The sequence below is a fragment of the Clostridium intestinale genome, assembly GCF_035905475.1.
Classification (GTDB): Bacteria; Bacillota; Clostridia; order Clostridiales; family Clostridiaceae; genus Clostridium_T; species Clostridium_T intestinale.
Window position 1 is genome coordinate 4,559,031 of record NZ_CP121166.1, and the last position, 13,206, is coordinate 4,572,236.

At 29.8% G+C, this 13,206-nt stretch carries 9 protein-coding genes; all 9 read left to right on the forward strand.

What is annotated here, in order from left to right:
- Positions 1-11: 11 nt before the first annotated feature.
- The 9 genes from P8F83_RS22945 to P8F83_RS22985 all read left to right on the forward strand — a co-directional run bounded on the left by P8F83_RS22945 (position 12) and on the right by P8F83_RS22985 (position 13,064).
- Positions 12-2,954, forward strand: coding sequence for a carboxylesterase family protein (locus tag P8F83_RS22945; RefSeq protein WP_326512842.1), 2,943 nt, complete (start codon positions 12-14; stop codon positions 2,952-2,954).
- Positions 2,955-3,263: 309 nt separating this feature from the next.
- Positions 3,264-3,584, forward strand: a complete 321-nt coding sequence (locus P8F83_RS22950; protein WP_021804147.1) for a PTS sugar transporter subunit IIA — start codon at positions 3,264-3,266, stop codon at positions 3,582-3,584.
- A gap of 31 nt (positions 3,585-3,615) precedes the next feature.
- Positions 3,616-3,927, forward strand: a complete 312-nt coding sequence (locus tag P8F83_RS22955) for a PTS sugar transporter subunit IIB (protein ID WP_326512098.1) — start codon at positions 3,616-3,618, stop codon at positions 3,925-3,927.
- Positions 3,928-4,011: 84 nt separating this feature from the next.
- Entirely contained in the window at positions 4,012-5,313 is a 1,302-nt protein-coding gene (locus tag P8F83_RS22960; RefSeq protein WP_326512843.1) for a PTS sugar transporter subunit IIC, read from the forward strand.
- Between the two features lie 159 nt (positions 5,314-5,472).
- Positions 5,473-6,120, forward strand: a complete 648-nt coding sequence (locus P8F83_RS22965) for a YczE/YyaS/YitT family protein (protein WP_326512844.1) — start codon at positions 5,473-5,475, stop codon at positions 6,118-6,120.
- Between the two features lie 125 nt (positions 6,121-6,245).
- Positions 6,246-6,677, forward strand: coding sequence for a MarR family winged helix-turn-helix transcriptional regulator (locus P8F83_RS22970; RefSeq protein WP_315108797.1), 432 nt, complete (start codon positions 6,246-6,248; stop codon positions 6,675-6,677).
- 54 nt (positions 6,678-6,731) lie between these two features.
- Complete coding sequence (locus tag P8F83_RS22975) at positions 6,732-8,465, forward strand: ABC transporter ATP-binding protein (RefSeq protein WP_326512845.1); 1,734 nt, start codon at positions 6,732-6,734, stop codon at positions 8,463-8,465.
- Positions 8,458-10,344: an ABC transporter ATP-binding protein gene (locus P8F83_RS22980; protein WP_326512846.1), complete on the forward strand. Its 1,887-nt coding sequence runs from the start codon at positions 8,458-8,460 to the stop codon at positions 10,342-10,344. The genes P8F83_RS22975 and P8F83_RS22980 overlap by 8 nt, the downstream gene beginning before the upstream one ends.
- Positions 10,345-10,631: 287 nt before the next feature.
- Positions 10,632-13,064 carry a GH39 family glycosyl hydrolase gene (locus P8F83_RS22985; protein ID WP_326512847.1) on the forward strand — a complete coding sequence of 811 codons (2,433 nt, stop codon included), beginning with the start codon at positions 10,632-10,634 and terminating at the stop codon, positions 13,062-13,064.
- Positions 13,065-13,206: the final 142 nt, after the last annotated feature.

Genomic DNA, 13,206 nt, shown 5'->3' on the forward strand with positions numbered 1-13,206 from the left:
TGTAAAAAGTAATGAAAAAAGGTTTGAAAAGTTTTTTAACTGCACTTACACTGACAGGAACAGTAGTAAATTTTGCGGTGCCCAGTTTAAGAGTTAATGCTGAAACTGTAGATAGTGTTAGTATAAAGCGTATTACAGCTAATACCTACGTGGGAGATGTAGGGCAGGTTGTTGATAATTTTGAAATAGTTATTGATGACGTAGCTAAGATTCAAGGAATTAAAGCTGAGGATTTTGAAATAATAAATAATTATGATGGATATCCTTTAAATTCTAAAGGTGAGCTTGTTAAAGAAAATTATGAAGATGATGGTATTTCTTTGAGTATTGAAGGTAATACCATAAAGATGGATGTAAAAGATTTTAAATATGATTCAAGTATGACAGGGGTATTTAGTGTAACATGTGATAAGTATCCAGAGCTTAATTTTACATCAAGCAATGTTAATGAAATAAAAACTCAAACAGTTGATAAATTTGAGAATTTGACTTACGTAGGAACTAATGGTGTGAAGATACCATATAGATTATATTCAGCAAACACAGGAAAACCTGAGCCATTAGTAATATGGATGCATGGAGCTGGAGAAGTTGGAACAGATAACGTTAAACCAGTTACAGCCAATAGAGGTGCTGTAGCATTTGCAGAATCAGGATATACAACAAATGTTATAGCGGCACAATACCCATATAAATATTCTGTAGAACTAACAGATGCAGAATTAAAAGATATGAGAGACTTTTTTGATGCTTATGAAGAACTTATAAATAAGCTCATAGCTGAAGGAAAAGTAGATGCTAATAGAATATACTTAACTGGAGCATCTATGGGTGGAGGATTAACTTTAAGATTTTTATTAGATAAACCTAACCTATTTACAGCTTCAGTTGCAATAGCAAGTAGAGGAACAGTTAAAGATTTATCTGAACTTAGTAAGATATCAAAATTACCAATATGGTTGTTCCATGCAGAAGAAGATACAACTAATTCAAGCACCATAAGTAAAAATATATATAACAAATTAAAAGAGCTTGGAAATGATAATGCTAAAATGACTATATATTCAACAGAATATATGAATTCATTGAGACTATATGGAGGACTTCTTCATTGGTCTTGGGTTCCTACTCTTAATAATAAAGATATGATTAGTTGGCTATATTCTCAATCTAAGCAAGTTGTTCAGGTAAAAGATATAGTTGCTGATACTTATATAGGTGATGCAGGTACTATGGTTCAAGGCTTTGATATAACAGTAAACGATGCATCAAAGCTTTCAGGACTAAAAGCATCAGATTTTGATATAAAAGGGAATTATGATGGATATCCACTAGATTCTAAAGGAAATCTTGTGCAAAATAACTATGCTGATGACGAAATTAAATTAAGCATAGAAGGAAATACAGTTAAATTAAGATTTAAAGGATTTAAATATCCAGGTGGAGTTATATCACCATTTTCAATTATATGCAGCAAATATCCAGAGTTATCTTTTAACCAAAGCAATGTTTCAAAGGTTAATATTAAAACTGTAGATGAATTTGTATCTGGTACTTTTGTAGGAAGTAATGGACAAAATTTAACATACAAACTTAAATCTACAAAGTCAAGTAAACCAGAGCCACTAGTTGTATGGTTACATGGTGGTGGAGAAGTAGGGACAGATGGATTAAAACACTTAACTGAAAATAGAGGAGCTACAACTTGGACTGAGTCTGGAAAAGAAACATCAGTACTTAGTGTACAATTCCCTAAAAATTATGGATGGGCAATTTACAATAATCCTACAGAATTAAAACAAATGCAAGATTATTTTACTGCTTATAATGAATTAATACAGAAATTAATCTCAGAAGGAAAAGTAGATAAAAATCGCGTTTATGTAGTAGGTGCCTCAAGTGGTGGAGGCGGAGTATTTAGATTTATGATGCAATATCCAGATCTTTTTGCAGGTGCTATATCAATAGCAGCAAAAGATACAATAGGAGATTACAAAGCTGAGGAAGCTACTGCTGTAGCAGACTTTAAAGAAAAATTAAAAGCAATAAAAGATATTCCAATATGGATAGTACATGCAGATGGAGATCCAATTTGTGATAGTAGAACAAGTAAATATGCATATAAAGCTTTAATAGAATTAGGTAGTACAAAAGCTAAAGAAACTATATATAGTAATGAATATATGGATACACACAAATTCTACGGGGCCTTAAAACATTGGTCATGGGTACCAGTATTTAATAATGATCAAGGTATGATTGATTGGCTTTTTGAGCAAACAAAAGCAGTTGATGATAATAAATCCAATAACCCAATAGTTAATAAAGATGGTGTTAATAAGATAGTAGTAAAAGATGTTGATTTAACTAAAGGAGCTAAAGTTGAAATTGAAGATGTACAATCAGTTAAAGATGGAAAAGGATCTTTTGAAATAGTAGCAGGAAATACTACAATAAAACTTCCTTTCTCAGCTATTGATGATAGCTTATTGGTTGAAGGTTCAAAATTAGTTTTTGAACTTAATATTGAAGAAAATAGTGATATTGTCAAAAACTTAAAAGGAAATAAAAAAGTTTATAATTTCAATCTATATGTAGTAAATGGAGATAATAAAACTCTTATTCATAAATTTAATAATGGTGAAGCAGAGATTACAATAACTCTTACTGATGAGGAATTAAGTAAATTTAATAAAGATAAGATAACAGTATTCTATTATAATGAAGAAACTAAAAGTTTTGAAAGTTTAAAAACATCATTAGATGGAAATAATGTAACTTTTAAGACTCCTCATTTCTCAAAATATGTAATAGGGGAAGCTACTAATGATTCTAAGACTGGTTTAACATTGCCTCAAACAGGATCAATGGTAGGAATGAATTCTTTACTTGGAATTTCTATAATACTTATTGCATTAGGTTTTGTATTAGTGAAAAAAAGAGCAAAAGTATAAAAATGATTTATAAAGGAAATGGCTGGATGCATAAGAAATGCCCCCAGTCATTTTTTTATTTTGATTAATATAAAAAAGAAAAATTAAACACAAGTACAATAAATATAAACACTTAAAAATCACTGCTTAAATAGTCAAACACTACTTGGAAAAAGTTGAACACTAATTAAAATGATGTTAAATAATCAAACACTAAATAATATTTATGTTTGAAAACGTTAATTATAGGTGGTTTTAGTGTTTTGGCACGAGTCTTGCTAATATAAAGAGTATAAAAACAAAAGGATTTAAAAATACGGAGGTAATAAAATGAGTGAGTTAGAACAGGTAATAATGAATATAATAATAAACTCAGGAGATGCTAAGGGATATTCCTATGAAGCTCTAAACGCAGTAAATGAAGGAAACTATGAAGAGGCAGATCAATTAATAGAAAAAGCAAACGAAGCACTAGAAGTAGCACACAATTCTCAAACAGATTTATTACAAAAAGAAGCAGCAGGAGAAAAAACAGAAGTGTCAGTACTGTTCGTACATGCACAAGATCATTTAATGACAACAATAACAGAAAAGAATCTTATAGAACAAATTATGGAACTAAGAAAAATAGTTAATAAACTAGTTAAATAGTTAAGTATAGATATTTAAGGAGGAAAAAAAGATGATAAAGATCAGATTATTTTGTGCAGCAGGAATGTCAACAAGTGTATTAGTAGCAAAAATGCAAGAGGCAGCTAAAGCTAAGGGAGTAGAAGCTGATATAGAAGCTTTCCCAGAATCAACTATGGGTAAGAAATTAGAAGAAGGAATAGATGTAGCTTTACTTGGACCACAAGTTAGATATAAATTACCAGCAGCTAAAAAGCTTTGTTCTGCAAAAGGAGTTCCAGTAGATGTAATCAACTCAGTTGATTATGGAATGATGAAAGGTGACAAAGTTTTAGATTTCGCTTTAAAGATGTTAGGAAAATAATCAATAAGGTATTAAGTTCTGCTATAGATAGTACTAATGTTTATAGCAGAAAATACATAAATAAAAACTAGGAGGACTTATTTTATGTCAGAAACACGTAGTGAAAAGTTGATAAACATAGTAATGAAGTTTGTTGAACTTAAAGGAATAGTAGCATTAAAAGACGGAATTATTTACACATTACCAATGTCATTAATTGGGTCAATATTTTTATTACTTGCTCAAATTCCATATCAACCATTTAATGATTGGATGGCAGGAATATTTGGAGCAGGATGGACAGAACCATTATTCCAAGTTTATAACTCAACAATGTCAATTATGGCTGTAGTAGCTGTAATCGGTATAGCTTACATGTATGCTAAAAACGAAGGTCATGAACCTTTAGGAGCAGGAATTATAGCATTTGCAGTATTTTTAATAACTTTAAATCAATATACAACATCTACAACAGGAGAAGTTGTATCAGGAGTTATACCAAGAACATGGCTTGGTGGACAAGGTATGGTAGCTTCAATAATCATAGGATTAATAGTAGGAGCAATTTATTCTTGGTTCTTAACTAAAAAAATTACTATAAAGATGCCAGCTGGAGTACCACAAGGGGTATCAAACCAATTCTCAGCACTTATACCTGGACTTGTTATAATAACAGGAACAATGTTTATATTTATGTTCTTCAAATATGCATTAAACACAACAATGATAGACTTTATATTTAAAGTATTACAAACACCATTACAAGGATTTACAGATTCTTTAGTAGGATTAATTATAACAACTGCACTAGTACCATTCTTCTGGTGGTTTGGTGTTCATGGAAATAATATAGTTAACGGTGTTATGCAAGGAATGCAAATTGCAAACAGACTTGAAAACCAAGCAATTTTAGATGCAGGTAAAAAACTTACATTAGAAAATGGTGGACATATAGTTACAGACCAATTCATGGCTAGCTTTGTAACAGTTGGAGGATCAGGATTAACAATAGGTCTTGCAATACTAATGGTATGGTTCTCTAAATCTGACCAAAACAAAGCATTAGGTGGATTATCTATAGGGCCTGGAATATTCAACATAAATGAACCAATAATATTTGGTTTCCCAATGGTTATGAACCCATTAATGTTCTTACCATTCGTATTAGCACCAACAGTTTCAGCAGTAGTAGCATATTTTGCTATGAGAGTAGGATTAGTTCCACTATTTACAGGTGTAACTGTTCCTTGGACTACACCACCAGTAATCGGAGGATTAATAATGGGTGGATGGAGAATGGCCTTACTTCAAGTAGTATGTATAGCTATATCAGTAATAATATACTTCCCATTCTTCAAGAAAGTAGATGCTATGAATGTTAAGAGTGAACAAGAAGCTCAAGCTTAAGATTATAAATTAATAAAAATAACAATAAAGACTTTATCTAAAGTCTTTATTGTTATTTAAGGAAATATATTTAATTTTCAGAAATAGATAATTTATGGAGTTAAGGTTGTGGTATATTTTTAGTGTATGAATTAGATTTACTAAGGAGAGTAGTATTAGATGAATAAAAAAATTAATAGGATTATTATGGTGGCTATGGCTATGATTATAACGGCCATAGGGGCAAGCTTAGGGATAAAAATAGCAATAGGGGTAGGTGCATGGGATGCATTAAGCCAAAGTATATCAATGGTATTAGGCGTAAAAGTAGGAACTTTTTCTATGATTCTTAATATTAGTTGTGTTTTAGTACAAATTTTTCTTTTAAAAGATGGATTTAGATTTAATCACTTGGCTCAGATAGGTGTTTCAATATTATTAGGAACTGTTGTTAATTTTATGATATACAAAGTTTTATCAGAAATTATGATTGATAATTATTTTATAAGTATAAGTTTGTTTATTTTATCTGTAGTAATGTGTGCTTTAGGTATAGCTATGATTACTGCAATTAATCTTATTAGTTTTCCACTAGAATCATGTTGTATGGTTTTAGCAAAAAAGATTAATAAAAACTTTGGTTCGATAAGACAAGGTGTAGATATAATAGCAATTATAATATCTTTAATTATTACATTTATCTTCAAAAATTCTATGACGGTAAGAGAAGGTACTATAATAGCAATGTTGATTTTTGGACCTATGTTAGATCTTTTTGTGAAGCTTATTAGTCCAAGCTTGAGAAAATTATCTTTAATTATAGAATAGTGTTTAGTTTCACACTATTCTCTTTGTTATTAAACTATACTAATTTTCAAAATTAGAAAATTAATTGACAAATTAGTTTAAGAATTTTATAATTAGTTAGAAGTCTAACAATTAGAGGTAAAGTAGTGGATAAAGAAATCTACATAGCGAAAAAGATTAATATCTTATCACATGGAATTCACAGAAAAATATCTAAAGAAGCATCTAAATATGGTTTGACTGGAGTTCAAGGAAGAATACTTGGATTTTTGAATCATGAAACAAAGATAAGATCAGTATTCCAAAAAGACATAGAAGAAGAATTGGATACTAGACGCTCTTCTGTAACTAGTGTTCTTCAACTTATGGAGAAGAATGGGTATATAGAAAGAGTAAGTGTATGTGAGGACGCAAGGCTTAAGAAAATAATCCTTACAGATAAAGGAACTGAAATTCAAGACAAGGTTTATAGTTATATACTTGAATTTGAAAAATCATTAAAAGATGAATTGAGTAATGAAGAATTAGAAATACTAACTGAATTAATAGATAGATTAATTAAAAAAATTGCTGATTAGGCAATTTTTTTTAAGTGATTAGTTAGAAGTCTAACAAAGATGAGGAGGCAGGTTATGGTAAAAAAAATAGCAAGTTATATTGGAGAGTTTAAAAAAGATACAATTATGACTCCAATATATATAGGATTAGAAGTGGCGATGGAGGTTATAATTCCATTCCTTATGGCATGGATAATCGACAATGGGGTAGGGAAAGGTGACGTGAAGTATGTAACAATGGTAGGGATTGGCATGCTTGTAGCATCATTTTTATCACTTACATTTGGAATTATAGCTGGTAAAACTGGAGCAAGTGCGTCATCTGGGTTTGCAAGAAACTTAAGAAAAGGAATGTTTTATAATATACAGGACTTTTCTTTCTCAAATATAGATAAGTACTCAACAGCAGGACTTGTAACTAGATTGACTACCGATGTTACAAATGTTCAAAATGCATTTCAAATGATAATAAGAATGTTTTCAAGAGCACCTCTTATGTTAATCTCTGCTATGCTCATGTGTTTTTATATTAATTGGAAACTAGCGCTTATATTTTTAGGAGCAATAATTTTTCTATCTATAGTATTGTATGCTATCATTATGAAAGCACATCCAAACTTTGTAAAAGTATTTAAAAGATATGATGATTTAAATGCTAGTGTTCAAGAAAATCTAACAGGTATTCGTGCTGTTAAAGCATATGTAAGAGAGGATCATGAAATAGATAAGTTCTATAAAGAATCAAAAACTCTTTATGATTACTTTATGAGAGCAGAAAAACTGGTTATACTTAATGGACCTATTATGCAGTTTACCGTTTATACTTGTATATTACTTCTATCATGGCTTGGAGCTAAAATGATAGTTTCAAACACTATGACAACAGGTGAATTAATGAGTTTATTTACTTATACTGCAAATATAATGATGAGCCTTATGATGATGTCCTTTGTATTTGTTATGGTTATTATAGCTAGGCCATCTGCTGAAAGAATTGTAGAAGTTTTAGATGAAAAAAGTGATTTAACTAATGGAGAGAATCCAATATATGAAGTTAAAGATGGATCTATAGAATTTAAAAATGCTAGTTTTTATTATAAAACTAATAAAAATAACTTAGTACTAGACAATATAAGTTTAAAGATAAATTCAGGAGAAACAATAGGAATTATAGGTGGAACAGGAAGTTCTAAATCTAGCTTAGTTCAACTTATACCAAGACTATATGATGTTACAGATGGTTCAGTAGAAGTTGGTGGAGTTGATGTTAGAAAATATGATATAGAAACACTTAGAAACGAAGTATCCATGGTGCTTCAAAAAAATGTACTGTTTTCAGGAACCATAAAGGAAAACTTAAGATGGGGAAATAAAAACGCAACAGATGAAGAAATAATAGAGGCATGTAAACAGGCTCAAGCATCTGAGTTTATAGAAAGTTTTACAGATAAATATGATACTTTCATAGAGCAGGGTGGAACTAATGTATCTGGTGGGCAAAGACAGAGACTTTGTATAGCAAGAGCATTACTTAAAAAACCTAAAATATTAATTTTAGATGATTCAACTAGTGCAGTTGATACTAAAACAGATGCTCTTATAAGAAAAGCCTTTATAGAAACAATACCTAATACAACAAAGATCATTATTGCACAACGTATTTCTTCAGTTCAAGATGCTGACAAGATTATAGTATTAAATGATGGGCTTATAGATGGATTTGGAACTCATGAAGAATTATTAGAAAGTAATAATATATACAAAGAGGTTTATGAATCACAAGTTAAAGGAGCTGATAAAGATGAATAAAGACAAGAATTTTAAAGGTAATGTAAGCTCTTTAAAAACATTAAAAAGATTAATAAACTATGTAGTTAAAGAATATAAGTTTCTTTTTTTCATTGTTACTATAGCTATAATAATAAGTTCTATAGCTAATGTTATAGGTACAATGTTCCTTAGAAGCTTAATTGATGATTATATAGCCCCTCTTATGAATAAATCAAATATAGATTTTGCACCACTACTTAAAGTAGTATTAACTATGGCTGTTATTTATTATGTAGGAGTTTTGTGTACTTATATATACAACCGTATAATGATTGTAATTTCTCAAGGATCTTTAAAGAGAATAAGAGATGATATGTTTTCACATATGGAAAAGCTACCTATAAGTTTTTTTGACAGAAACTCTCATGGAGATTTAATGAGTTTATATACTAATGATACAGATACTTTAAGGCAGATGATAAGTCAAGGGATTCCACAGCTTCTAGCAGCTATAATAACAGCTGTAAGCATATTTTTTTCTATGATATTTTTAAGTATCCCGCTTACGATTGTTCAGATAATAGCTATAGCTACTATGTCATATGTCACTAAGTTTATTGGTGGTAAAAGTAGAAAGTACTTTGGATTTCAACAAAAAGATTTAGGTAAAGTAAATGGTTATATAGAAGAAATGATGGAAGGGCAAAAGGTAGTAAAGGTATTTGGTTATGAGCAAGAAGCGAAGGCTAACTTTGACAAAATAAATGATGCTTTACGTGATAGTGCTAATAATGCAAATAAGTTTGCAAATATACTAATGCCTATAATAGGTAATATAGGGTATATAACTTATGTTGTAATGGCTATCTTAGGAGCAACTTTAGCAATAAACTCTTTTGCTGGATTTACTATTGGAGGACTAGCAGCTTTTCTTCAACTAACAAGAGCATTTAGCCAAACAACAGGACAGATGTCACAACAGTTTAACTTTGTAGTTATGGCTTTAGCAGGAGCTGAACGTATATTTGACTTTATAGATGAAAAACATGAAGAAGATGAGGGGTATGTAACCCTGGTTAATGTTAATGAAGATGAGAAAGGAACATTAACTGAAACTAATAAGCGAACTGGTATATGGGCATGGAAACATCCTCATGAAGATGGATCAGTTACCTATACTAAGCTTTTAGGAGAAGTAGTATTTGATGACGTTGATTTTGGGTATACATCTGAAAAATTAATATTAAAAAATATAAATCTTTATGCAAAACCTGGTCAAAAAATAGCCTTTGTTGGAGCTACAGGCGCTGGTAAAACTACTATAACCAATTTGATTAATAGATTCTATGATATTCAGGATGGAAAAATAAGATACGATCATATAAACATCAACAAGATAAAAAAGGATGACTTAAGAAGATCCCTTGGTATGGTACTTCAAGATCCTCATTTATTTACGGGAACTATTGCGGATAATATTAGATATGGTAAATTAGATGCTACAAATGATGAAGTAATAGCAGCAGCGAAACTTGCAAATGCAGATACTTTCATAAGACATTTACCACAAGGTTATGATACCTTTATTACTGGTGATGGAGGAAGTCTATCTCAAGGACAGAGGCAACTATTAACAATAGCAAGAGCTGCTATAGCTGATCCACCAGTATTAATACTAGATGAAGCAACTTCAAGTATAGATACAAGAACAGAGAAAATCGTACAAGAAGGAATGGATAAACTTATGAGAGGCAGAACTGTATTTGTAATTGCACACAGACTTTCTACAGTTAAGAATTCAGATGTTATTATGGTTTTAGACCAAGGAAAGATAATTGAAAGAGGAAGTCATGATGACTTAATTAACCAAAAGGGAAGATATTATCAGCTTTATACAGGAGCTTTTGAACTTTCTTAAAGTGAAACTTAATTCAGGTGGGGTTTTATCACCATCTGAATTTTAGTTGAACTTATCTAGGGTCGTGCCACTGTTATCTACCACCTTAATAGAGGATGGTAGTATTACAGTGGCTAGGCATCAGGTAAAGGTATATAATAACTATAAAAATAGCTGATATTAGGAGCTTAAAGTTCTTAGTATCAGCTATTAAATCTTATATATTCTCATAAAAATATGATATTATAATTATAATGTTTAATAATTATTTATAGTAAATATAATAAGAATTTTTAGGAGAGTTGCTAGTGAAAGATGTTATTTTAAGAAAAGGAAAAATTCTTGAATTCAATTTGTTGGACAGCTTAAATGAAGATAGACACTTCCATCAAGATATAGAATTGATTTATATTTTAGATGGAAACTTAGAAGTTAGGATTCAGGAAGAAGTCTTTCAAATGAATAAAGATGATGTTATAGTAGTTAATCCCAATAAGAAACATAGCTATAAGGCTTCTAAAGATGCTCTAATTGGAGCTTTTATGATTGAGTTTCAAGAATTAAGTAACTATTTAGAGAGAGATTTAGTTTTATTTTGGTGTAATTCTATTATTGATGAAGGAGATTCTTATGATATGCTACGCTCATACATTAAGAAGATTTTAAATCACTATTTGATTACCAAAGGTAAAGCTGATTATTACCAATTAAGCTTGTATTATGGAATGATTGATTGTCTAATCAATTACTATTTAATTGATTATTTAGATGATCGTTTCAAGGATACTGATAAAGAAGATATAAGGATTAATGAGATAACAAATTACGTTAACTCTAATTATAATACTGGAATCAGCTTAAATGATTTGGCAAACAAACTATTTTTATCAAATGCTTATTTGTCTAGATACATAAAAAAGAACTTTGGAATAACTTTTATGGAATATGTAAATACCATAAGATTACATCATTCAGTAGAAGATTTATTACATGGAAATAAATCGATTACAAAAGTCGCTTTTGATAATGGTTTTGCTAATAGTGCTATTTTTAATAAAATATTTAAGGAGACATATGGCGTATCTCCTTCCACATATCAGAAAAATATTAAAGAAGAGTTAGAAAAAAGAGGGCAAACTAGTTTAGCATATGATTCAAATAAGTTAATGAATAGACTTTCAGATTATCTAGAAAATGTACCAGAGATACAAGAAAATGAAAGAAGAAATGCTTTATTCATAAAAGCAGATAGTGAGAGGCGGAGAGTATATAAGAAGAATTGGAATAAAATGATTAATATAGGGTCAGCGAGTGATTTACTTAAATCAGCAATGCAGGAGCATGTACTACAATTAAAGAAGAAATTAAGATTTCAGTACGTTAGATTTTGGGGAATATTTCATAGCGATATGTATGTAGGATTAAGATCTCAAAAAGGAATTTATAATTTTGATAATGTAGACCGTGTTTTAGATTTTTTAGTTAAGAATGAAATTAAGCCATATATTGAGTTATCACAAAAGCCTAGAATTATTCATAGAAGTATTGGGAAACCAGTTGTAGAAGAAGAGATGAGTTCATTGTTTAGTAATTTAGAAGAATGCGAAATAATGGTAGAGTACTTTATTTCACATCAAGTTGAGAGATACGGAATTGAAGAGGTTGAAACTTGGTATTTTGAAATGTGGAATAATAATCAGGCGAAAATAGATAATGAATATATAGAGGAGTTTTATTTTAAAACATTTAATTCTCTAAGTAGGATAATTAAAAAATATGTTCCAACAGCAAAAGTGGGTGGTGCAGGACTTGCAATTGATTATGGAAAGAAAAAATTCTCTGAATTAATTGATATATGGGCATCACATGAAATAAAGCCTGATTTTTTATCTCTAAGTATGTACCCTTATATATTAGGTAAGGAAATGGGCAAGATATATGGAAAAAGTTCTGCAGATAAAAACTATCTAATTAATAAGATTAAAGAAGCGAAAGAAATTCTAAAGACTGCCAATATGGATAATATAGAGTTACATATTTCAGAATGGAATTCTACTATCTCTAATAGAAATTACTCAAATGATAGTTGTTATAAAGGAGCATATGTAATGAAAAACATTATAGATTGTTCTGAAGAAGTTGACCTTATGGGCTATTGGATTGGTAGTGATTTATTTTCTGAGTTTTATGATACAAACAATCTTTTATGGGGTGGAGCAGGGCTAATATCAAAAGATGGAATAGAGAAACCTGCTTTTTATGGGTTTGATTTTATGAATCGTATGGGAATGCAGTTTATCCAAAAAGGTGAAAATTATATGATTACTGCTAATTCCCACAATGGTTATTATATAGCATGCCATAATTATAAACATTTTAATTATTATTATTATCTAAAGTCAGAGGATGATATTCCAGTAAAGGACCAATATAATATCTTTGAAGATAAAGATAAGCTAGGTGTTCATTTCAAAATCGAGAATGTTAAAAATGGTAGATATAATATAAAAATGTATTCTATGAATAGAAAGAATGGTAGTATCTTAGATGAATGGGAGCATATGAATTTAACTACATCCTTGAGCTTAAATGATGTTGAATATCTTAAAAGAATATGCACACCTAGGATTTCTGAGCAGACTTTTGAGGTAACAGATGGATCATTGAATGTGGATATAGCTTTATTGCCACATGAAATAAATGCTATACATATTTCTTATCGAGAAAATTTAAGGTTTTAAATACAAATAAAAGATATGTCAAAAAACAATTTGCTTTTTTGACATATCTTTTTTGTTTATAGAAAAACTGTTTTAAAATTGGTCATTTATTTATGCAAAAGAGCCGCATAATAGATAAAGTTTTAAATAAATGTAAAGGATA